Genomic DNA, 21,419 nt, shown 5'->3' on the forward strand with positions numbered 1-21,419 from the left:
TCAACGGGGTGTGGGCCGGGCCGCCAGCTCCTCCACCGCACCGATCACGTCGTCGACGGTGAGCCTGGCAAGGCGGGGATCGACGGCGGTTCCGTGAGGGTCCCCCGGAGGGTCACCCGGGGCCGGCCGCCACAGGACGAGATGGCGGTCGGCGTCGATCCGAGGACCCCAGGACTGCGGGGCCACCGGCCCGAAGAGGAGCACGGACGGAGTGCCCGTCGCGGTGGCCACGTGCGCCACACCGGTGTCCCCACAGACCAAGAGACGGGCTGTGCCGACGACCTCGGCCAGCTCCTGCAGGCCGAGCCGGCCGCAGGTGTCCTCGATGCCCGCTCCGACGCGTCCCAACGCAGCGCACAGGCTCGCCTCGGTGGCCGAACCCGTGACAAGGACGCGGTGCCCACGGTCGGTGAGGTGCGAGGCGAGGGCGACCCATCGCTCCAGTGGCCATCGGCGCGAACCCGACGCGGCACCCGGGTGGAGCACGACGTGCTGCCCGCGAGGCGGTGTGGCCAGCCGCAGGTCCTCCGGGCCGCAGTCGCCACCGGCGTCCCGCACGAGCGAGCACCAGCGATCGACCTCGTGCACGCGTGCCGGCCAGCGTGGTCCTGCCAGATGTCCGGCCTCGGCGCACGCGAACGCCACCAGCCGGTGCGGACGCACCGAGGCGAGCGCACGGTGGCTCTCCGGACCTCGGCCGTGGAGGTTCACCGCCACGTCCGGTCGCGGTCCGGCCCAGCGCAGGCGCGGCCCGGTCGCCGCCACCGCCTCGTCCACCAGGCCCAGCTGACGGAACCACGTCCCGATCGCCTGCGGCGCGGCCAGGACCAGCTGGGCATCGGGGTGGGCCCGCCGCAGGCCGCGGAGGGCCGGCACTCCGGTCAGGGCGTCGCCGAGACCCAGGCCCCGCAGGACGAGCACGGTGCCGTCCGTGGGGCCTAGGGCCATGAGGGCTCGGTCGAGGTGGCCACGACGATCTCCCTGAGCTCGCAGCCAGCCGGCATGCGGAGCGCTCCGACGACGACCTCGGCAACGTCCGCCGGGTCGTTGAGGTGGGCGTCAGGTCCCGGTCGGTACTGCTCGCTGCGGCCGTCGAAGAACCTCGTCCGCATGCCACCGGGCACGAGCAGGGTCACCCCCACCCGCCCGGCCAGCTCCATGGCGAGCGACCGGGTGAAGCCCACGACCCCGAACTTGGATGCGCAGTATGCCGTTGCGTCACCTGCCGGGCGCAGGCCCAGGGTCGAGGCGACCGTCACCACCGTTCCCCGCGAACGTTCGAGGTGGGGCAGGGCTGCCCGCACCACCGCGACGGTCCCGAAGAGGTTGACCCGCACGACCTGCTCCCAGGCCTGCACATCGATGTCGGCGAGGGCGCCGCAGGCGTCGGTGCCGGCGGCGGTGACGACGGCGTCGGGTGGTCCGACGGTGGCGACCAGCTCGCGGACGGCGGCCTCCGCCGTGGCGGAGTCACCGAGGTCCGCGACCACGTGCGGAACGTCGGGGTCGTCGGGCCTCACGCGGTCGATGACGGCGGCGCGGCCACCCGCCTCCAGCACCGCCTGGACGACGGCGGCGCCGAGACCGCTCGACCCACCGGTGACATAGACCGTGCCGACCGCCCTCATGTTGCTGCCTCCAGGATGGCGCTGGTCGAGCGGCCGGAGAGGTAGGGCAGGAATGCGACCCGCCCGCCCCACGAGCGCACCAGCCGCGACTCCGGCAGCTCGGTCCCCTCGTAGTCGCCGCCCTTGACCCACACGTCGGGGCGCAGGTGTCCGAGGAGCCGCTCGGGCGTCTCCTCGTCGAACTCGATGACGTCATCGACGCACGCGAGTGCGCGCAGCACCCTCGACCGGTCCACGGCGGGCTGGACGGGACGCCCGGGACCCTTGAGGCGCCGCACGGACGCATCGGAGTTGAGCAGCACGACGAGACAGTCGCCCAGCTCGCGTGCCGCCTCGAGGCAGGCGAGGTGTCCGGCGTGCAGGATGTCGAAACAGCCACCGGTCGCCACCACCGTGCCCCCACGAGCCCGCACCCGCGCCACGGTGTCGAGGGGGTCGGGCCCCGGGGTCTGCCGTTCGGAGGCGCCCTCGAGCGACTGACGGAAGGCGGACGTCGCACCGGACTGCACCCAGCGACTGGCGGCCTCGACCCCTCTGGCCACGGCCTCGCCGCGCGTGGCGCCCGAGGCCAGCTCGGTCGCCACCGTTGCCGCGAACCGGTCACCGGCTCCACAGGTGTCGCCGTCCGAGGGGTGCGTCGGCACGTGCAGGGGGTCGCCGTACTCCGACATGAGCCAGGCGCCCGAGGCTCCCGACGTGACACACACGCTGCTCGCGGACCAGAGCCGCACGAGGTGCCGCCCGACCTCGTCGGGGGGAGCAGACGGCATACGACTCAGCGTTCTTGCCTCGTCGAGGTTCGGCGTGACGACTGCGCAGCCGGGCACCGGTGCTGCCCCACGAGGATGGGGATCCCAGACGACGGTGCGCCGTGCCGCCCGCTGCCCCAGCAGGTCGCGCAGCCGCCCGTCGGCGCTGGTCCCGGCGCCGTAGCAGGAGACGAGCACGACATCCGCGCCCTCGATGGCCGCGCGCGCCGCATCCGGCAGCTCGCCGGTCGGCGTCCCCGGGCCGCCGTCGTCGAACCGCAGCAGGGTCTGGCCGTTGCTGCGGACGCGGGTCTTGGTCCGGGTCCGGCCTTCGTGGCCGAGTGCGATGAGCTCGACCCCGCCCGCTGCCAGAGCGTCCCTCACCTGTCTGCCCGCTGAGTCGTCACCGACCGGCGCGACCAGCTGGACGTCCGTCTCACCGTCACGGCAGAGCAGGGCGGTGAGCCCCGCGCCACCCGGTCCGGACACCTCCGACGTCACGTCGACGACGGGCGCCGGTGCGTCCGGGCAGAGCCGCTCGGCGCCGCCGACGACGTCGCGGTCCAGGAGCAGGTCGCCCACGACGACGACGCGGGTCATGCCCTCGCCCCCTGCGGCTCGCGGACCATCAGCTGTCCGCGCGAGCGAAGAGTGGCGTCCAGGACGGCGCACACCGCGTGCACCGCCATGAGGTGGACCTCCTGGATCGCAGCGGTCGAGCCGCCGTCGATGGCCAGCGCGCTGTCGGCCAGGCTGGCCAGCGGGTTCGGGCTGGGGCCGGTCAGGGCCCACACCTGCATCCCGAGCTCATGGCCCCGCTTGGCGGCGTGCACGACGTTGCTGCTCGTGCCACTCGTCGACAGCAGGACGAGGATGTCGCCCGGCCTGGCGTGAGCCTCGACCTGGCGGGCGAAGATCTCGTCGGGACCGTAGTCGTTGAGGATCGCGGTGAGGCTCGAGCTCTCCGAGCACAGGGAGAGGGCGGACAGGGGACGCCGTTCTCCGCAGAAGCGTCCGACGAGCTCGGCGGTGAGGTGCTGCGCCTCGGCGGCGCTGCCGCCGTTGCCCGCTGCGAGCAGACGCGCGCCGCTCGGCAGGGCCGCTGCGAGCTCCTCTCCCCACTCCTGCACCACGTGTGCCTGGGTGTCGAGGCTCGCCATGGCGGCGCGGAGATCGTCGTTGTGGCGCGCGATCCACGTGGCCGCCTCGGTCGGCTGCGTCGGTGTGGCGCGGCGCACGACGTCGAGCAGCGCGCGCTCGGTCGCCGCTGTCACCACGGTCCAGTCGTAGGTCGAGACGGCTCGCTGACGAGCGGCGTCGCCCCACCGTCTCCCGAGTGCGGGGTCGTCAAGGATCTCGCGTATGCCGTCCGCGAGCCTCTGCGGGTCCCGTGCCGGGACGAGTCGTCCGGTCACGCCGTCGAGGACGCTGTCGAGCAGGCCACCCACGGCGCTGCCGACGACGGGTCGGCCACTGGCTGCGGCCTCCAGAGGGGTGATGCCGAATGGCTCGTACCAGGGAGTGGCCAGGACGATGTCCGCCTGCCGGTAGAGGTGCGGCATCGCCTCGTGGTCCACCTGCCCCAGCATCGTGACGCGATCGGCCACACCGACCTGACGCGCGAGAACCTGCAGGCGCCGCGCCTCCGGGTCCGCCGACAGGGCTTCGAGGGGCGGGCCACCGGCGATGGTGAGGTCCACGTCCGGCAGGATCGCCAGCGCTCGGATCGCGTCGTCGAGGCCCTTGCGCGGCACCAGCCGTCCGACAGCGAGGAGATGGGGTCGGCTGCCCGCGATGCGGGAGCCGAAGGGAGTGAAGCGGGTCGTGTCCACACCGCAGGGGATGACCCGGATCTCGGTGTCGGCAGCCCTCATGGCGTGGAGCTCGTCGACCTCGTCGCTACACGTGGCGATGACGAGATCCACCTCGTCCGCGATGCGGCGCTCGAGCTCCAGCCGCTCGTCGGCACTGGTGTCAGCCGCTCCTTGGAAGCGGCGCTTGACCGAGCCCAGCGCGTGGAAGGTCTGGACGACCGGGACGCCATGGGAAGTCGTGGCTCTGAGAGCGGCGAGCCCGGACATCCAGAAGTGGGCATGGACGACGTCCGGCGTGCCACGACGCTCCCAGTCCTGCGCGACCCAGTCGCCGAACGCGTCCATGTGGGCGAGGAGGGCATCCTTGGGTATCGACTCCGCCGGTCCCACGGGAACGTGGACGACCGTCACGCGCGGAGCCAGGACGACCCGCTCGGCGCAGTCGGGGTCGTCCCGGCGGGTGTAGACCTCCACCGTGTGGCCTCGCAGCGCCAAGCCGCGCGCCAGGGCGTTGACGTGGACGTTCTGGCCGCCCGCGTCCACCCCCCCGAGGGCCATCAACGGGCTGGCGTGCTCCGAGATCAGGGCGATCTTCACTGTGCCACCTCCTTGAGAATGCGGTCCCAGTCGTCAAGGAACCTGCTGAGTCCGTAGTGCGTGAGTGCGTGCTCCCGTGCCGCGCGCCCGGAGGTAGCGGCCTGGTCGGGGTGGGCGAGCCACGCAGCGGCCTGACGGCGCAGGGCGCCGATGTCGTTGCTGACGAGCCCAGCCGACGCGGGCACGGCCGCGGGTGCCTCTGTGGTCGCGAGCGCGAGCACCGGCATACCGATCGTCATCGCCTCGAGGAGCGACAGCCCCAGGCTCGTCCACCGGTAGGGGTGCAGGTAGGCGAAGTGACGGGCCATCTCACGGTGCAGCTGGTGCTGGGGCAGGTCGTGCACACGGTCGTCGAGGTCGAGTCCGCGCTCACCTGCCGGTGCGCGCAGAGCCTCGCTCTCCATGCCGTAGACGTGCACCGGGACGTCCCGCATGAGGTCAAGGACCACGTCGGTGCCGGCGACACGCCACCGGCGGACCGGCTCGTTGACGACGACAGCCAGGCTCGGGTCCGTTCCGGCGTAGAGGTGCCCAGGATCCGGTATGCCGTGCTCCACCACCATGGTCTCTGCCTGACCGCAGTCCCAGGCCATGCAGTTGAAGAAGGTGACGTGCACGACCGGGATGCCCGAGAAGCTCGGGGCGCTCGGTCACGGGATGGCGCGAGGTCACGGCATGTCCGGTGGGAGCGTTGTGCTCGAGGTAGACCGCCGGAAGGTCGCGCCCGACCCGGAGTCCGGTGAGGCGTTGCAGGAGGTCCGCCTCGTGCGGCCGCTGCAGCACGACGACGTCGGGAAGCTCCTGCACCAGCTGGTCCATAGGGACCTCGCGCACACTGCTCGGCCAGTTCCAGCTGGTCGCTCGCCCACGACCGTCGGGTCCCCGGTCCGAGGACACCGGGAGCAGGTAGTCGTGGTCGCCCGAGACGAAGCTGGTCGTCCACGACCCGTGCACGTGCCAGAGCAGGATCCTCATCCGACCACCTCGCTGGGCTCGGCAAGCATCGGCCCTGACGCCCGCCGGGCCGAAGGGTCACCGGCCAGCTGGCGGACGGCGGCGGCCACCTCCTCGGGCTTCACCCCACCGATGCACGGATGCCCGGGGGTCGGGCAGTCCTGCGCGCGGGACGCGTGGCAGGCCGCGCGCTGGTCGCCGAGGATGACGTGCGGGACTCCCCAGGGACGCCACCGCTGGACCGGCACGACCGGCGAGAAGAGGCTGACGACAGGGGTTCCCACTGCAGCGGCAAGGTGGGCGGGCCCGGTGTTCCCCGTGACGACGCACACGGCACCAGCGAGGATCCGGGTGAGGTCGCGCCACGACGTGGTGCCCACGAGGTTGGTCACCCGAGGGTCACCCAGGAGCTCCGGCGACGGCCTGCACTCTCCCGGACCGGTGAGCACGACGAACCATCCCTGTCCGACGAGGTGGCGCACGATGGCCTCGGCCTGCCCGGCGGCAAACGAGCGGCTCGGCACGGAGGCACGCGGATGCACGACCACGTAGGGCTCCTGGAGCCTGTGCACGAGGGATCGCGTCACCGGCGGGATCCACGCGAGGCGGAGCTTCCCGTCGTCTCCGGGAGGCAGCCGGAAGCCTGCCGCATCCGCCAGCCGGAGGGCCGCAGTCACCTCGTGGTCGCCACCGAGGCCGATGTCCGCCTCGCCGCCCTCCCACCGCCGCACCCGGTCGTCCAGCAGCGAGCCCGGGTAGTCCTCGCTCATGGCGCTCACGCGCGGCACTCCGGCCCACCGGGCGAGCAGGGCCATCGGCAGGGCGCTCTGGTGGAAGGAGGTGAAGATGACGACCTGGTCGTAGGCGCGAGTGCGTAGCAGATCGAGGAGGGCGTCGAGTCGCTCGGCCGACACCTTGGGAGCGGGGTGGCCCGTCCATGGAGCCTCGAAGAGGAGGACCTCCTCGACCCCGGGCAGCTGTCGTGCGGCCTCGAACCCCGAGGGGGAGACGAGGAGGTCGAGCCGACCGCTGCCGGCGGCCAACGCTCGCAGAGCGGGCCCCGTCAGCAGGACGTCGCCCGCACTGTCCAGGCGGACGCCGAGAACCCTGGGTCGGGACCTAGTCACGGCACGACTCCAGGACGAGGTCGACGGCGGCCTCGAGGTCACGGGCCACCTCGGGGGCCCACCGCACCTCCTCGTCGCGGGTGGCGTCGTTGGGCACGAGGATGCCGCGCGCTCCTGCGGCTCTTGCCGCGAGCATGTCGGAACCGATGTCGCCGATGACGACGCACTGCTCCGGCGAGACGTCGAGATCGCGCGCTGCGGCAAGGACCAGACCCGGCTTGGGCTTGCGGCAGTCGCATCCGTCCTCGTCCCCGTGGACGCACACCTGCCACGTGTCGAAGGGACCCACCTCCGCATCCACCACCGCGTTGACGGCTGACAGCGACTCCGGGCTGATGAGTCCTCGAGCAACTCCCGACTGGTTCGTGACGACACCCACCCGGATGCCCGCCGACCGCAACCGGCTCACCGAGCTGGCAGCCATCCTCACAGGACTGACCGCAGCCGGGTCGGCGTTGTAGGGAACGTCGTCCACCAGGGTTCCGTCTCTGTCGAAGAGGACGGCCCTGCAGGGCGTTCGCGACGTGGGCATGACCGGCTTCTACCCATGGAGAAGCGCTTCCAATCGAGGGTGTGCAGCGTGTTTGTCCGGACGCTGCCGGGGGAACGTCACAGCCATGACAGTTCGCGAGCATCCACTTCGTGATCACCCCACGCGTCGGGCCACCTCACCTGATGACGCCGCCACCGTCGTTGCTGCGGCCCACCGGGCCTTCGCGGACTGGAGACGGACCGACCCGGGGGAGAGGGCCGCGTGCCTGAGGGCGGCAGCGGCCGAGGTCCGCGACACGGCACGGGAGCTGGGCGCCGTCCTCACGGCCACCACCGGCAAGCTGCTCCGGGACTCCGTCACCTCGGCCGAGGTCGCTGCCGACCTGCTCGAGGAGGCGTCCGTCGTGGGGCTGGGCGCACGGGGCCGGACCCTTGCAGGCGGCTCCGGCAGTGTCGACTGGACCCGACGTGAGCCCCACGGGGTGGTCGCGGTGCTGACACCATGGAACGACCCCTTCCCCGCTGCGGCCGGCCTGATCTCGGCGGCACTCGTGACGGGCAACACCGTCGTCCACAAGCCGTCGGAGCGCAGCCAGGACGCGGGGCTGTGGCTCGCCGAGGTGATCGCGAGCCACCTGCCCGAGGGCGTCCTGGGTGTGGTCTCGGGGGACGCCAGCCTCGGCGCGCAGCTGGTGCGTGACGCGCGCGTGCGAGTCGTCGCCCACATCGGGAGCAGCGCGTCCGGCGCCGCGATCGCCGAGGTCTGTGGGGCGCGCGGTGCCAGGGCGATCCTCGAGAACGGTGGCAAGGACGCGCTCCTCGTCGACAGTGGGATCGACCCGGTGTGGGCCGCGGGCCAGGCTGCCACGGGCGCCTTCACCAACGCAGGACAGCTGTGCACCTCGGTGGAGCGCATCTATGTGCACCGGTCCGTTGCCGAGCCGTTCATCGAGGAGCTGGTCCGCCTCGCGGAGAGCCATCGACGGGGCGACCCCGCCGCGGAGAGCACCACGATGTGCCGACTCATCGATGCCCGCCAGCTCGACACGGTGCGCGCTCACGTCACGGACGCGCTCGTCCTGGGGGCGCGGTGCGTCGCAGGTGGTCTGGGTCGGCTCGGCGAGGTCTCCGACGCGACCGACGAGCACCTGTGGTTCCCACCGACGGTCCTCGTCGACTGCACCCACGACATGCTCGTACTGCGAGACGAGACCTTCGGACCCGTGGCGCCCGTCGTGGTCGTCGACAGCTGGGAGGAGGCGCTGGGGCAGGCCGACTTCGGGAGCTACGGCCTGGCCGCAACGGTGCTCACCGCGGACTCCGCGCACGCGATGCAGGCGATCGAGGCGCTGGAGGTCGGCACCGTCAAGGTCAACGCCGTCTTCGGCGGTGCCCCGGGCGGTTCGGCGGACCCGAGACGGTCGAGCGGTCAGGGGCGGGGTTATGGCCCTGAGCTCCTCGACGAGCTCACCCTCGTCAAGGCCGTCCACTGGGAGCCACCGCCGGCCTCGTGAGAGCGCCGATTACGCTCGGCAGGTGCTCCGCTCCGCCCTCAAGCCCCGCCATCTCGGGCTGCTCGGGGTCGCGCTGCTCATCGTCCTCGCCTTCGTCCAGCTCGGCCGCTGGCAGCTCGGTGTCGCCGAGGACGAGGCCCTGCGCGAGTCGCTCGAGAAGGCTCGCACGCAGCAGGCGGTCGCCATCGAGACGGTGCTGCGCCCGCACACCGACTTCCCCAACGACCTGAGCACCCGTCCGGTCTCGGCGACGGGCACGTTCGGCGTGGACCAGGTCATCGTCGCCGGGCGGCGCCTCGACGGGCGCGCGGGGTTCTGGGTCGTGGCGCCGCTGCGGGTCGAGGCGTCGGGAGCGACACTTCCCGTCCTGCGTGGCTATGTCTCCTCGCCGGACGAGGCACCTCCCGTTCCGAGCGGCACCGTCACCGTCACGGGTGGGCTGGCTCCGCCGGAGTCCCCGTATGCCGGCCCGTCGCCTCCCGAGGGCCAGCTCGGCTCGATCGACACCTCCGTCCTCGTGGGCCGGTGGCCCGGAGAAGCTCTACAACGCCTTCGTCTTCCAACAGGGTGAGGCGCCGGCGCCCACCGCAGGCGCGCTCGGGTCGATGGAGAGGGTGCCCACCCCGTCGGGCGACACGGGATTCAAGTGGCGCAACGCGGCATACGCGCTGCAGTGGTGGGTCTTCGCGCTCTTCGCGCTCTACCTGTGGTGGAGGACCGTGCGCCACGACGTGGAGGAGTCAGGGGACAATGGGGAGCGTGACCGAGATGAACCAGCAGACGAACGCCCAGCGTGAGCCCCGCGCGGCCATCCGCGACGAGGCCGGTGCCCGCAAGGCCCTGACCTTCTTCAAGGTGATGGCGTTCATCGTCGGCGTCGGGCTGCTCGTGCTCGTCGTCGAGCTGGTGCTCGAGTACGGCACGTCGATGAAGGGTGAGCAGAACCCGCTGCACTGGTGGCCGCAGCCGCACGGCTTCATCTACATGGTCTATCTCGTCGCCACCGCCAACCTCGGCTTCAAGGTCGGCTGGTCACTGCCCAGGATGATCGGCGTGATGCTTGCCGGGTGCGTGCCGTTCCTGTCGTTCTGGGTGGAGCGCAAGGTCGCCGGAGAGGTCGAGGGACGCTTGGGGGCGGCTTGACCGACTTGACCAAGCGCAGACCTCACTGACGGACTCTTGACCTGGCCCAGAGGGACTGCTGGCGTGCCGACGCCTAGACAGGAGAGGTGCCCCGATCACGACGGGCACCGATCCAGACAAGGAATGAGGCAACCCTTCATGGCACACGTCCGCCGAACCCTCTCCGCCGCACTCGTCACCCTCGCGAGCGCAGCCGCGCTGACCAGCGCACCCGCCGGAGCCGTCGCCGCACCTGAGCCCGGGCCCGACCGGGGAGTCGCCGCCTACACGCCCGGATCCCTCGACCCGCAGATCCAGGCCGCGCTCGAGAAGCAGCTGGCCGAGGCCAAGAAGCAGGCGGCACGTGAGGACGCCTCCGGTGCCAGGAGGCCCGCGGTCGCGGCCTCCGTCGTCTACTACGACGACTCCCAGGCCCCGAGCTTCGACTCGCTCATCGACCAGAGCGCGGCCATCTGGAACGCGCGGGTGACCAACGTCCAGCTCGTCGAGCGCGACGGTGCGGCCGGTGCCCTGAAGTACTACGAGGGCAACGACAGCCGTGGCTCCTACTACTACGGCAGGGGCAACGGCGACGGCTACATCTTCATGGACTTCGCCCAGTCCGACGTCTATGCCCCCCTGCGCATCGTGGCCCACGAGACCGGCCACGCGCTCGGGCTGCCCGACCGCTACACGCAACCGTGCAGCAAGCTCATGTCCGGTGGCGGCCCCGGCCCGTCGTGCACCAACCCCTACCCGGACTCGATCGAGGCCAGCGAGGTCAACACCCTCTGGCGCTGACGGCTCGAGCGACGCGGATCCGGCGTCAGGGCGCGGAACGTTCCGCGCCCTGACGCCGGACCTGTGTCACCTCAGCCCGCCGGTAGCCTGTGCGTGTGAGCGAGACCCCCCTGACCTCCGACCCTGCCGAAGCCCTGCCCGACACCTTGTCCGACCGCCCCGTGGTCGTCGTCGACTTCGGCGCCCAGTACGCGCAGCTCATCGCGCGGCGGGTCCGGGAGGCCAACGTCTTCAGCGAGGTCGTCCCCTCGACGATGCCGGCCGACGAGCTGCTGGCGAAGCAGCCGGCGGCGATCATCCTGTCCGGAGGCCCGAGCTCGGTCTATGCCGAGGGCGCGCCGACGCTCGACCCCAGCGTGCTCGAGGCCGGGGTGCCGGTGTTCGGCATGTGCTACGGCTTCCAGGCGATGGTCCAGGCGCTCGGCGGCACTGTCGAACGCACGGGTCTGGGCGAGTACGGCTCGACGCCGGCCCAGCTCTCGGACACCAGCTCCACCCTGTTCAACGGCCAGCCGGCAGAGCAATCGGTGTGGATGAGCCACGGCGACGCGGCCACGGCTGCCCCGGACGGCATGCGCGTCACGGCCTCGACCTCGGGCGCGCCCGTCGCAGCCTTCGAGGACGACGAGCGCCGTCTCTACGGTGTGCAGTGGCACCCCGAGGTCATGCACTCCACCTTTGGTCAGCGGGTGCTCGAGAACTTCCTGCTGCGTGGAGCGGGGCTGTCGGGGGAGTGGACGGCGCACAACGTCGTCGAGGCCCTCGTCGAGCAGGTCCGCGAGACCGTGGGGGACAAGCGCGTGCTGTGCGCCCTCTCCGGCGGCGTCGACTCGTCCGTGGCCGCTGCCCTCGTGCAGCGAGCCGTAGGTGACCAGCTGACGTGTGTCTTCGTCGACCACGGCCTCCTGCGGTCGGGTGAGGCCGAGCAGGTCCAGAAGGACTTCGTGGACGCGACCGGGGTCGACCTCGTCACCGTGGACGCCAGAGAACAGTTCCTCGGCGCGCTCGCGGGTGTCTCGGACCCGGAGGAGAAGCGCAAGATCATCGGGCGCGAGTTCATCCGTGTCTTCGAGCAGGCCGCGCGCGACGTCGTCGGCTCCGCCGAGAGCGACGGCCACCCGGTGGAGTTCCTCGTCCAGGGCACGCTCTACCCGGACGTCGTCGAGTCCGGTGGCGGCACCGGCACGGCCAACATCAAGTCGCACCACAACGTCGGTGGCCTCCCCGACGACCTCCAGTTCAAGCTGGTCGAACCTCTGCGGCTGCTCTTCAAGGACGAGGTGCGTCAGGTCGGCCTCGAGCTCGGGGTGCCCGACGAGATCGTCTGGCGTCAGCCGTTCCCCGGTCCTGGGCTCGGCATCCGCATCGTCGGCGAGGTCACCGCCGAGCGTCTCGAGATCCTGCGGGCTGCCGACAAGATCGCCCGTGCCGAGCTGTCCGCCGCCGGCCTCGACCGCGACATCTGGCAGTGCCCCGTCGTGCTGCTCGCCGACGTCCGCTCTGTCGGCGTCCAGGGCGACGGTCGCACCTACGGCCACCCGGTCGTGCTCCGTCCGGTCTCGTCCGAGGACGCCATGACCGCCGACTGGACGCGGGTGCCCTACGACGTCCTCGCCAAGATCTCGACCCGCATCACCAACGAGGTGCCCGAGGTCAACCGCGTCGTGCTCGACGTCACCTCGAAGCCGCCGGGCACCATCGAGTGGGAGTGACTCAAGACCTGCGTTCTACCGAAACGGGAGCGCGAGTGCTGTATCAGCTCTAGTCTCGCGCCATGAAGAGGGCAGTGGTGGTAGGTGTCAGTACGTATGCGAACCCAAATATTGCGAACTTGGATTGGGCGGTGGCGGACGCGTCCGACGTTGCGGTGATGCTTGAAAAACCCCAATACGGATACACCGTGGATTTGCTCGTCGACTCCGGCGCCACTCGCTCGAATGTGTTAAGGGTGCTGCACGAAGCGGCTCACTCCGACGTAAGTGACCTTTTATTCTTCTTCGCTGGCCATGGGGCTCGTTCTAGTAATGGCACTGCCATCGTGCTACACGATGCGTCAGATTACGAACTCGGAATAGTAATTGATGAACTTGTCCGAGATAAGGCTGTGCTTAAGCGCGGACATTCAATGATAATTTTGGATTGTTGTCATTCTGGGCATGACGTTGTGCGCAATTCGGCGTTTCAAAGGGCCACCAATGACGATCTCAGGCGGAGTCTGGCGGGGGCTCCGGCCCAAGTATCGGTAATCGCAGCTTGCCTGGCTGACGAGGTGGCACGGGAGTATCGTGACCTTGGGCATGGTCTCCTGAGCTACCAAATTTTGGAAGGCCTTTCGGGCCTAGCCGCAGATGAACACGGGCGTGTAACGCCGACCTCGTTGTTCACTTTTGTCAGCGCAACTTTTGCATCAGTCGCGAACCAAAATCCCTCGTTCCGCGGGATGTTGAGTTCCGAAGTAGGTATCGGCGAGGGGCTCCCGCCTCGTACCGTCATTTCCCAACCCGTCGAGGAGCTGGAACGCATCTCCCAACAGGCGGATTCCGAGCTGGATGCATACTTGGCCCGAAAGAGTGTTGGTGGCCGCCTTGACCGTAACCAATTTGGTTTCCGGGACGACGCTCTCGCTCTTGAGCCCATCCTGCGGTGGTTCGCTAAAGTCGAGACTAAGTATCCCGCACTGAGCGCCCGAACCGAATTTGTCGAGATCTTGAGGTCACTGCGTTACGAGCAGGCGTATCTCTGCAATCTTGGAGACGGGCTCGCCATACCAGGCGGAACAATCGAAAGTGCATTGGGGTCTGGCGGCTTTGGGTCTGTTTGGCTTATGAAGGGAGACGACGGTCAGGAGCGGGCGTTCAAGGTTTTCCACTCCAACGAGTTGGGTGACAAGGAAAAAGTCGGTCGGTTTCAAACCGGATATCGAGCCAACCGACAGCTGAGCCACCCGAACATTGTGGAGGTCTTCGAGGAGAGGCTCGTACCGCTGGGCTTCTTTATGCAGGCGATAGACGGACCTAACCTGCGCGATGCCGGTGCCGCTCTGTGGGATGTAAGTCAGCAACTTCAGTTTCTGTCAGTGGCTGCTGAAACATTGCAATTTGCTCATGATAAAGGCGTTATACATCGCGATATCAAACCCGAAAATATTCTCGTTCAGTGGGATGAGGTGCGAAACGTCTTCGAGCCGGTGCTCACGGATTTTGACCTCGCATGGTTCACCACCGCGACCCAGAGAACACAGGCGGCCATGGGCATGGCGCTGTACGCCCCGCCAGAGCAGCGGGACTTCTCTAATTCTGACGCAGTGCGTCGCGGCACGGTTGACATTTTCTCTTTTGCTCAGGTCATGTTCTTCCTGATCACAGGTCGAGACCCTGTGGTTAATCAGACAGAAAGAAACATAGCCTCGCTCGAATCCATCTTGAGAGACAAGATACCCGCTTCCGCAATCAACATCTTTGTTCAGGTCTACGAAAAGTCTTGCCAACATGACCCGGATTTGCGTCCGCAATCCTTCGAGGAACTGATCGATGCGCTCCGTGCGGTCCGTGCAGCGCATGAGAAAGCCGCAGCCGGGCGACCGCTGGACCTCCCTACATTCCTGCAAGAGATGCGCGCCGCAGTCAACGACGTTGTCGCCGATGCCCCTGATAACATTCGAACCTTCATCATGGAGTCTCGAACGCGCCGGACGCAGATAGAGCTAAAGCAAGTTCGTGATCAAGGGGATGTGTGTGGCTTTGAGTTCCGCTTGATGCCAACTGCCGAATTTGGTGTTCAGGGCCTACGTAATGCGGACCTTAGGCGTGCGCTGAACCAGCAAATCGACAGAGTGCTGTCTCACGCTTCATTAAGGGGTTCGCGCCGATCTGGTCAAGCTGGGGTGTACGAGGTTTTCATAGTCGTCGATCCAGTGCCCTTGACGGAGGATATGGCGCGCGCGGTCGGAGATATCTGCCTCCGGGTCGTTCGAACGATGGAAAGCTTGACGACCTAGAAGCTGCAATTGCCACCGAATCTCTTGCGGTCGCGTGGCGCAAGGTCGCCTTTTATCCCCGGCTAGGATTTGCGGCGCGCGTGAGTGGTCGCCGCGCTCTATGGCAGGCTTGACCGGTACCCCGAGCAGAACTGAGGACCCCAATCATGTGTGGCATCGCCGGCTACCACGGACTGAGCGCCAACGACGCGCTCCTGCAGACGATGAACGACTGCCAGGAGCACCGCGGACCCGACGGTGAGGGCATCTTCGTCGAGGGACCCTGCGGCATGGCTCACCGCCGCCTGTCGATCATCGACCGGGCCCACGGCCAGCAGCCGATGGCGACCGCCGACGGGCGCTACACGATCGCCTACAACGGCGAGGTCTACAACTACCTCGGCCTGCGGGCCGAGCTCGAGGGCCTCGGTCGCACGTTCGTCACCGACAGCGACACCGAGGTCGTCCTCGAGGCGTTCGCGCAGTGGGGCGGCGAGGCGTTCGACCGCTTCAACGGCATGTTCGGCCTGGCCATCTGGGACCGCGAGGAGCAGCGGCTCACCCTGGCTCGCGACCACTTCGGGATCAAACCGCTCTACGTATGCCGGGTGGCCGGCGACCAGGGCGACGCCCTGCTCTTCTCGAGCGAGATCCGTCCGATCCTCGCCAGCGGCCTCTACGAGAAGAAGCCCAACGAGCGCTCGATCTACCGCTACCTGAAGTTCCGCGCCCACGAGGACGGGACCGAGACGTTCTTCGACGGCATCGAGCGGCTGCAGCCGGGAGAGATGCTCGAAGCCGATGCTGGCGGCATACGCCGAAGCATGTTCACGCGGCTGCGTGAGGAGCTGGCCGAGCTCGCCACCGAGCAGCGGCCCTACGACGAGGCTGCCGCGGCGGAGTACAAGGCGCGCCTCGTCGAGGCGATCCGGCTGCGTCTGCAGTCCGAGGTGCCAGTCGGCACGTCGCTGTCGGGTGGTCTCGACAGCTCGGCCGTGGCCGTCATCATCAACCAGCTCATCAACGAGGGTGACGAGCGCACGCAGTCCGTCGGCGTGCAGCAGAACACCTTCAGCGCCGTCTTCCCGAACTCGATCAACGACGAGGAGAAGTACGTCGACGAGGTCCTCGAGATCTGCGAGGGACACGTCGACGGGCACAAGATCCTCCCCAAGCCCGAGGAGTTCAAGGCCGACCTGCGCGACTTCATCCGCACCCAGGAGGAGCCGCTCATCTCCAGTGGGCCCTACGCGCAGTTCCAGGTGATGCGCGAGGCGACCAAGCACGTCACCGTGCTCCTCGACGGCCAGGGCGCCGACGAGATGATGGCCGGCTACATCCCCTACTACGCGGTCTACCTCCGCCAGCTGCGTGCCCAGGGCGCCAAGGTCGCGGCGGCCGAGCTCAGCAAGTCCCTCGACGTGCTGTATCGACTCGGTCGCTTCAAGGTCAAGGCCAAGCTCCAGGGCCGCAAGGACGTGCCGGTCACCTCGCTCATGAACGCGGAGTTCGTGTCGCGCTTCAGCGACGAGCGCTTCCCCGTCGAGCAGGGCAACCTCAAGAAGCGGCTCATCGAGGACCTGTTCCACAACAGCCTGCCGAGCCTGCTGCGCTACGAGGACAAGAACACCATGCGCTTCAGCCTCGAGGGGCGCGTGCCGTTCCTCGACAAGGAGGTCGTGAAGTTCATCTTCGGCCTCACCGACGAGGCGATCATCAAGGACGGCTGGAACAAGCGCATCCTGCGGGACGCGACCCGCGGCGTGCTGCCCGAGTCGATCAACCGTCGCCGCAACAAGATCGGCTTCACGACACCGCAGTCCGAGTGGTTCCTGCGGCTCAAGAACCACTTCTACTCGATCTTCCTCAGCGAGTCGTTCGCGAACCGCCCCTACTTCAGGCAGACCGAGGTCCTCCACGCGTTCGAGGGGTGGATCAAGGGCAGCAACAACGCCGACACGATGATGTTCTGGCGCTTCCTCAACCTCGAGCTGTGGCTCCAGGAGTTCTTCGACGAGGCGCCCCAGGTCGACAAGGCCGTCGTGCAGGCCGCACCCAAGGACGACACCCAGCCCAACGCGGGCAAGAACCTCGACATCACCACCGAGCGCGGCGAGACCGTGCGCCGCTACCCCCTGCGGACCGAGCTCTTCGCCGAGGGTGACGACCTCGACGCCAAGGTGCTGCCGAGGATCGAGGCGTTCTTCGAGACGTTGCCGGGCGCAGGCCCCGAGCACGACGCCGCAACCCGGGGCCGGTGGTTCCTCTTCATCTCAGAGAAGATCATTGCCATCACCCAGGGCCGCTCCTACTTCATCTGGGACATCAAGGTCGGCAAGCCCGCCCGCGTCCTGTCCAGGTATGTCACGCGCACCCCTGCGGGCATCGGCCTCGGGTCGCCGTTCACCATGCAGCTCGCCATCGAGGAGGCCGGACTTCCCCGGGTCCTGTATGCCGCGGCCGGTGGCGCCGTGGGCAAGGCCATCGGGCGCAAGGGCCTGTTCTACGAGCTCGTCGGCAATGACATCGCCGCCATCGACGGCCCGACCGAGTACAGCGCCTATCCGTCCAACGTCTCCGCCAAGCTGGCGCCCAAGGACCCCGACGAGGTGGCCGCACGGCTGTCCGCAGGGATCCGGAAACGGGTGCCCGCGGCATACCGGGACTCGTTCGCCGGGACGATCGTCATGGACGCCAACGACATCGGCCGCAACGTCCTCGGCAGCGACGTGCCGGGTGACAAGGCGCGCTTCGAGGAGATGTTCGCCGACAACCCGCTCGGTCAGGGCAGCGAGCAGACCCCGATGGCCCTCGTCTTCATCCAGGACTGACCGGCCTCTGCAACGGCCCACTTATTGCGAGTTCCGTTCATGCTCGCGGGGGCTCGCCTGACCGGAACTCGCAACAAGTCGGTCCTCGTCCTCGCCGGTGGCGTTCTTGACCCTCGGGCTGAGGGACCAGGCGAGCCACCCCAGCGCACCGAGTGGCACCTCCATGAGGTGGGTGAAGATCGAGAAGAGGACGACACCAGTGAGCGCGGCGGTCCCGTCCGCGCCCCAGCCGACCAGGGCGATGACGGTCGCTGACTCGGTGACGCCCATGCCCCCGGGGGTGACGCCGACGGCGGTCAGCAGCCGGCCGATCGCGAACGCGGCAAAGAGGATCCCGAGCGGCTCGTAGACACCGACCGAATGCATGATCAGGACGAACAGCAGGTAGTAGAAGCCGAAGAACCCGATCATCCCGAAGGTCATCTGCATCCACCCCGTGCGCACGACCTCGTTGATCCGCCCGCGCATGTCGTGGACGAGGGCGTCGATGCTCATCGTCCGCCTGCGCCGTCGGAACAGCGGTCCGAGCAGGCGGTCGAGCCCACGACCGATGGTTTGCGCCGCGCGCTCGCTCGCGAGGATCGCCACGAAGGCACCGAAGATCGCCAGACCGGACAGAGCCGCGCCCCAAGCCGCGCTCGTCAGGGCACGCGGGAGCCCGTCGTTGCCGACCCACAGCATGACGATGGCGACGATGGGCAGGGCGATCCTGGCGAGCGTGTTCCAGACACCGGTGACGATGGCCGAGGTGGAGACGTCCCGGTTCTGGAAGCCCCACGACCGCAGGATCGTGTAGGTCGCGGCGAGGCCGACCGCGCCCCCACCGGGCAGCAGGTTGCTCACCGACGAACCGCAGATGTTGACGATGAACGCCCGCCAGTTGCTCAGCCCGGGCAGCGAACCGGTGAAGGTGAACGTGTAGCAGCCCAGGCCGACGAGCACGAGCCCGAGAAAGCCGAGCGCCTGCCACGCCGAGACCATCGTCACCTGCTCCCAGACCTCGCCCCAAGTCGTCTTGGCGAACCTCGGGAAACCCCAGCCGATCAACGCGATGGCCAACGCCAGGCCGACGACGGCGCGGATGACCTGCTTGGTGCGCGTGCTCACGGCAGTCCCTCGAAGATGTCGCGGTGTATGCCGGCTCGGCCGGCCCCGCTCTTGACCGGGTCGCGGAACCACTCACGCCCGAAGACGAGGTCGTAGAGGGGCCGGGGGATCCGCAGGAACGCGGCCAGGGTGCGGTCGCCGCCGTCGCTGGACGCCTGCGACGCGTGGGCTCGCATGGAGGCGCGCTTCGCGCCGGCCTGGCGACGGACGTTGATCCGGTGGGTGATGTCCGCGCGTGCGGTGTAGCTGCGCTCGAAGACGCCGGGGTCGAACTCGTCGGGGTAGTGGTAGACCTTGCCGACCCAAAGCACCGCCCGCGCGATCGTGTCGCGGGGGACGGTCGCCTCTAGGACCCGTGGGGTGGCGGCGATCTCGGCGGCCCGGGCTCCCACCTCGTGGACCCGGACGTGGTCGCGGTGGCCGTAGCCGCCCTGCGCGTCGTAGGTGAGGAGGACGTCCGCGTGCTCGGCGCGCAGGACCGCGGCGAGACGCTCGGCGGCCTCCTCCAGCGGCACGCGGCAGAACCGCACCTGACCGGGCGGGTCCGCCGGGATCGGGCCCTCGTGGCCCGAGTCCGCATAGCCCAGCCACTCGACCCGGGCCACCCCGAGTGCGTCGGCGGAGGCGCGCGTCTCCTGCAGCCGGACGTCGGCCAGAACCGTCGCGTGCGTGGCGCTGGTGCTGTCGCCGGTGCCGCCGGGGCCGCTCTTGAACTCGTCCGCAGCGAGCCCGAGGGCTCCGTCGGTGGCGACGACGAGCACGACGCGGTGCCCCTCGGCGGCGGCCTTGGCCATCGTGCCGGAGGTCAGCAGAGCCTCGTCGTCGGGGTGGGCGTGGAAGGCCACGAGCGTGCGTGTCATCGTGCCCATCCTGACGCATGGCAAGGTTGGCGCTCGTGAAGGTCGCCCTGTTGTCGGACTGCTATCTGCCTCGCCTCGGCGGGATCGAGGTCCAGGTGCACGATCTCGCGCACCGGCTGAGCGCGGCCGGGCACGAGGTCGAGGTCGTGACGGCCACGGCCGGCGACACCCGGGCGACCACGACCGACGTCGCCGACGGCGTCACCGTGCACCGCCTGCCCCTGCCGGTCCCGGGCGCCCCACCCGTCAATCCCTTCGTCCGGGACGAAGTGCGTGAGCTGCTCGCCGCGGGCTCGTTCGACGTGGTGCACGGCCACATGGGCGTCATCAGCCCGTTCGCCACGGATCTCATCGGTGTGGCGTTGGACATCGGGCTCCCGACCGCCGCGACCTGGCACTGCGTCATCGACCGCAGCGCCCCGATCTTCCGAGCGCTGGGTCACGCTCGCCGGTGGGGTGAGGCCGGCGTGGCCCTGTCCGCGGTGTCGGCGATGGCGGCCGACCGGGTGAGCGCCATCGCCGGCGGCGCGGACGTGCGCATCCTCGGCAACGGCATCGACGTCGACCAGTGGCAGCCCGCTGACGGTCACGGGAGGCACGACGACGGTGTGGTGCGGGTCGTCAGTGCCCTGCGCTTCGTGCGGCGCAAGCGCCCGGGCGCGCTTCTCGACGTCCTGCGGCGCGCGCGGGAGGAGCTCGACCGGGTCGCGCCGGACGTGCGTCTCGAGGCACAGCTCGTCGGCGACGGCCCGCAGCGTCGCCTCGTCTCCGCGCAGCTCCGGCGGCACGGCCTCGACTGGGTCCACCTGCCCGGGCGCGTGACTCGCGACGAGCTCCGCGACCTGCACTGGCGCAGCGACATCTATCTCACGACGGCACGTCTCGAAGCGTTCGGCATCGCGGCGCTCGAGGCACGCACCGCGGGCCTGGCCGTCGCCGGCCTGAGGGGCACCGGCATGGATGACTTCGTCGCGGACGGCCTCGGCGGCATACTCCGCCGTTCCGATGGCGACCTCGCGAGCGGACTCGCACAGCTCGCCGCCGACCCCTCGCGACTGGCGCAGATGCGTGCCCACAACCTCGGCACGCCGCCCGCACAGTCGTGGGGGAGCGTCGTCGAGGCGACCCTGGCCGAGTACGCCCGAGCGCAGCGGGGCGCGTCGTGATCGACATCGTTGCGCTGCACGGTGACCGCCAGGTGGCGCGCTTCGACCTGGCCCACGGGAGCGACCCGTCGGTCGAGCTCGTGCGCCGGGGATGGGTGGGCACGGCAGTGTCGGCGACGCGCAGCTCACCGGACGACCTGACGATCCGGTATGCCGTGGAGCCGACGAGTGTTGCGTCCGCCGACGCAGGCGACGTGCCACTGGACGCAGACCTCGAGGCCGAGGATCTGGCGAACCTGGTTGAGTACCAACGCATCGCGGCGTATGCCGTCGTGCGCAGCTCGCGCGGCGTCCTCGTCACCGAGCTGTCGAACAGGACGAACGCGGCCGGCCTGTGGAACCTGCCCGGAGGTGGTCTGGACCCCGCCGAGGAACCCGCGGACGCGGTGGTGCGCGAGGTGCACGAGGAGACCGGGCAGCACGTCGTCGGCGTCGAGCTGCTCACCGTCCTGACCCGGCACTGGGTGGGGCGGGCGCCGAGCGGGAGGGTCGAGGACTTCCACGCCGTGCGCCTGTTCCACACCGCTCACTGCCCCGTGCCGACCGACCCGGTGGTGCTCGACGTGGGCGGTTCGACGTCCGCGGCACGGTGGGTGCCCGAGGCCGACCTGGCAAGCCTGCCGCTCGCGAGCTCTGTCGCCGAGGCGCTCGCCGTCGCCGGTGTGACCGTGCTGTGACATC

General features: G+C 69.2%; 19 protein-coding genes. 10 read left to right on the forward strand and 9 right to left on the reverse strand.

The window, feature by feature from the left end; translation table 11 throughout:
* From ACZZ98_RS12680 to ACZZ98_RS12710, 7 genes are all read right to left on the reverse strand, one after another.
* A complete protein-coding gene (locus ACZZ98_RS12680; protein ID WP_463516570.1) occupies positions 1-948 on the reverse strand; it encodes a glycosyltransferase family 9 protein in 948 nt (315 codons plus the stop codon).
* Positions 939-1,628 carry an SDR family oxidoreductase gene (locus ACZZ98_RS12685; protein WP_463516571.1) on the reverse strand — a complete coding sequence of 230 codons (690 nt, stop codon included), beginning with the start codon at positions 1,626-1,628 and terminating at the stop codon, positions 939-941. The genes ACZZ98_RS12680 and ACZZ98_RS12685 overlap by 10 nt, the downstream gene beginning before the upstream one ends.
* The gene (rfaE2, locus tag ACZZ98_RS12690) at positions 1,625-2,977 is read right to left on the reverse strand and encodes a D-glycero-beta-D-manno-heptose 1-phosphate adenylyltransferase (protein WP_463516572.1); all 1,353 of its coding nucleotides are present in this window, start codon (positions 2,975-2,977) and stop codon (positions 1,625-1,627) included. The genes ACZZ98_RS12685 and rfaE2 overlap by 4 nt, the downstream gene beginning before the upstream one ends.
* Positions 2,974-4,788: a glycosyltransferase gene (locus ACZZ98_RS12695; protein ID WP_463516573.1), complete on the reverse strand. Its 1,815-nt coding sequence runs from the start codon at positions 4,786-4,788 to the stop codon at positions 2,974-2,976. Before ACZZ98_RS12695 ends, rfaE2 begins: the two co-directional genes overlap by 4 nt.
* Positions 4,785-5,405: a glycosyltransferase family protein gene (locus ACZZ98_RS12700; protein WP_463516574.1), complete on the reverse strand. Its 621-nt coding sequence runs from the start codon at positions 5,403-5,405 to the stop codon at positions 4,785-4,787. Before ACZZ98_RS12700 ends, ACZZ98_RS12695 begins: the two co-directional genes overlap by 4 nt.
* A gap of 354 nt (positions 5,406-5,759) precedes the next feature.
* Positions 5,760-6,869: a glycosyltransferase family 9 protein gene (locus ACZZ98_RS12705; protein ID WP_463516575.1), complete on the reverse strand. Its 1,110-nt coding sequence runs from the start codon at positions 6,867-6,869 to the stop codon at positions 5,760-5,762.
* Entirely contained in the window at positions 6,862-7,401 is a 540-nt protein-coding gene (locus ACZZ98_RS12710) for a D-glycero-alpha-D-manno-heptose-1,7-bisphosphate 7-phosphatase (protein WP_463516576.1), read from the reverse strand. The genes ACZZ98_RS12705 and ACZZ98_RS12710 overlap by 8 nt, the downstream gene beginning before the upstream one ends.
* A gap of 85 nt (positions 7,402-7,486) precedes the next feature.
* Here ACZZ98_RS12710 and ACZZ98_RS12715 point away from each other — a divergent pair, with 85 nt between their 5' ends.
* The 8 genes from ACZZ98_RS12715 to asnB all read left to right on the forward strand — a co-directional run bounded on the left by ACZZ98_RS12715 (position 7,487) and on the right by asnB (position 17,605).
* A complete protein-coding gene (locus tag ACZZ98_RS12715) occupies positions 7,487-8,875 on the forward strand; it encodes an aldehyde dehydrogenase family protein (RefSeq protein ID WP_463516577.1) in 1,389 nt (462 codons plus the stop codon).
* A 22-nt stretch (positions 8,876-8,897) separates the two neighbouring features.
* Positions 8,898-9,446 carry an SURF1 family protein gene (locus ACZZ98_RS12720; protein ID WP_463516579.1) on the forward strand — a complete coding sequence of 183 codons (549 nt, stop codon included), beginning with the start codon at positions 8,898-8,900 and terminating at the stop codon, positions 9,444-9,446.
* 34 nt (positions 9,447-9,480) lie between these two features.
* Positions 9,481-9,672, forward strand: coding sequence for a hypothetical protein (locus ACZZ98_RS12725; protein WP_463516580.1), 192 nt, complete (start codon positions 9,481-9,483; stop codon positions 9,670-9,672).
* Entirely contained in the window at positions 9,644-10,018 is a 375-nt protein-coding gene (locus ACZZ98_RS12730; RefSeq protein ID WP_463517778.1) for a DUF3817 domain-containing protein, read from the forward strand. Before ACZZ98_RS12725 ends, ACZZ98_RS12730 begins: the two co-directional genes overlap by 29 nt.
* 138 nt (positions 10,019-10,156) lie before the next feature.
* Positions 10,157-10,798, forward strand: coding sequence for a snapalysin family zinc-dependent metalloprotease (locus ACZZ98_RS12735; protein WP_463516581.1), 642 nt, complete (start codon positions 10,157-10,159; stop codon positions 10,796-10,798).
* 95 nt (positions 10,799-10,893) lie between these two features.
* Positions 10,894-12,510, forward strand: a complete 1,617-nt coding sequence (gene guaA / locus ACZZ98_RS12740; RefSeq protein ID WP_463516582.1) for a glutamine-hydrolyzing GMP synthase — start codon at positions 10,894-10,896, stop codon at positions 12,508-12,510.
* A gap of 62 nt (positions 12,511-12,572) precedes the next feature.
* Entirely contained in the window at positions 12,573-14,795 is a 2,223-nt protein-coding gene (locus ACZZ98_RS12745) for a protein kinase domain-containing protein (RefSeq protein ID WP_463516583.1), read from the forward strand.
* Between the two features lie 146 nt (positions 14,796-14,941).
* The gene (gene asnB, locus ACZZ98_RS12750) at positions 14,942-17,605 is read left to right on the forward strand and encodes an asparagine synthase (glutamine-hydrolyzing) (RefSeq protein WP_463516584.1); all 2,664 of its coding nucleotides are present in this window, start codon (positions 14,942-14,944) and stop codon (positions 17,603-17,605) included.
* A 21-nt stretch (positions 17,606-17,626) separates the two neighbouring features.
* Here the strand turns inward: asnB and ACZZ98_RS12755 are convergent, their stop codons facing one another.
* Both ACZZ98_RS12755 and ACZZ98_RS12760 read right to left on the reverse strand, forming a co-directional pair.
* Positions 17,627-18,712: a lysylphosphatidylglycerol synthase transmembrane domain-containing protein gene (locus ACZZ98_RS12755; RefSeq protein WP_463516585.1), complete on the reverse strand. Its 1,086-nt coding sequence runs from the start codon at positions 18,710-18,712 to the stop codon at positions 17,627-17,629.
* The gene (locus tag ACZZ98_RS12760) at positions 18,709-19,581 is read right to left on the reverse strand and encodes a PIG-L deacetylase family protein (RefSeq protein ID WP_463516586.1); all 873 of its coding nucleotides are present in this window, start codon (positions 19,579-19,581) and stop codon (positions 18,709-18,711) included. Before ACZZ98_RS12760 ends, ACZZ98_RS12755 begins: the two co-directional genes overlap by 4 nt.
* 26 nt (positions 19,582-19,607) lie before the next feature.
* Here ACZZ98_RS12760 and ACZZ98_RS12765 point away from each other — a divergent pair, with 26 nt between their 5' ends.
* Together ACZZ98_RS12765 and ACZZ98_RS12770 are read left to right on the forward strand one after the other, a co-directional pair.
* Positions 19,608-20,738, forward strand: coding sequence for a glycosyltransferase family 4 protein (locus ACZZ98_RS12765; RefSeq protein WP_463516587.1), 1,131 nt, complete (start codon positions 19,608-19,610; stop codon positions 20,736-20,738).
* Positions 20,735-21,415, forward strand: coding sequence for an NUDIX hydrolase (locus ACZZ98_RS12770; RefSeq protein WP_463516588.1), 681 nt, complete (start codon positions 20,735-20,737; stop codon positions 21,413-21,415). Before ACZZ98_RS12765 ends, ACZZ98_RS12770 begins: the two co-directional genes overlap by 4 nt.
* The last annotated feature ends 4 nt before the right edge of the window (positions 21,416-21,419 follow it).

Source organism: Knoellia sp. AC549 (assembly GCF_979258975.1).

Excerpts from the sequence above, each read along its gene's own strand:
- ACZZ98_RS12680 (WP_463516570.1), bottom strand. The coding sequence starts at position 948 with ATGGCCCTAGGCCCCACGGACGGCACCGTGCTCGTCCTGCGGGGCCTG.
- ACZZ98_RS12685 (WP_463516571.1), bottom strand. The coding sequence starts at position 1,628 with ATGAGGGCGGTCGGCACGGTCTATGTCACCGGTGGGTCGAGCGGTCTC.
- rfaE2 (WP_463516572.1), bottom strand. The coding sequence starts at position 2,977 with ATGACCCGCGTCGTCGTCGTGGGCGACCTGCTCCTGGACCGCGACGTC.
- ACZZ98_RS12710 (WP_463516576.1), bottom strand. The coding sequence starts at position 7,401 with ATGCCCACGTCGCGAACGCCCTGCAGGGCCGTCCTCTTCGACAGAGAC.
- ACZZ98_RS12715 (WP_463516577.1), top strand. The coding sequence starts at position 7,487 with ATGACAGTTCGCGAGCATCCACTTCGTGATCACCCCACGCGTCGGGCC.
- ACZZ98_RS12725 (WP_463516580.1), top strand. The coding sequence starts at position 9,481 with ATGGAGAGGGTGCCCACCCCGTCGGGCGACACGGGATTCAAGTGGCGC.
- ACZZ98_RS12730 (WP_463517778.1), top strand. The coding sequence starts at position 9,644 with ATGAACCAGCAGACGAACGCCCAGCGTGAGCCCCGCGCGGCCATCCGC.
- ACZZ98_RS12735 (WP_463516581.1), top strand. The coding sequence starts at position 10,157 with ATGGCACACGTCCGCCGAACCCTCTCCGCCGCACTCGTCACCCTCGCG.
- ACZZ98_RS12745 (WP_463516583.1), top strand. The coding sequence starts at position 12,573 with ATGAAGAGGGCAGTGGTGGTAGGTGTCAGTACGTATGCGAACCCAAAT.
- asnB (WP_463516584.1), top strand. The coding sequence starts at position 14,942 with ATGTGTGGCATCGCCGGCTACCACGGACTGAGCGCCAACGACGCGCTC.
- ACZZ98_RS12760 (WP_463516586.1), bottom strand. The coding sequence starts at position 19,581 with ATGGGCACGATGACACGCACGCTCGTGGCCTTCCACGCCCACCCCGAC.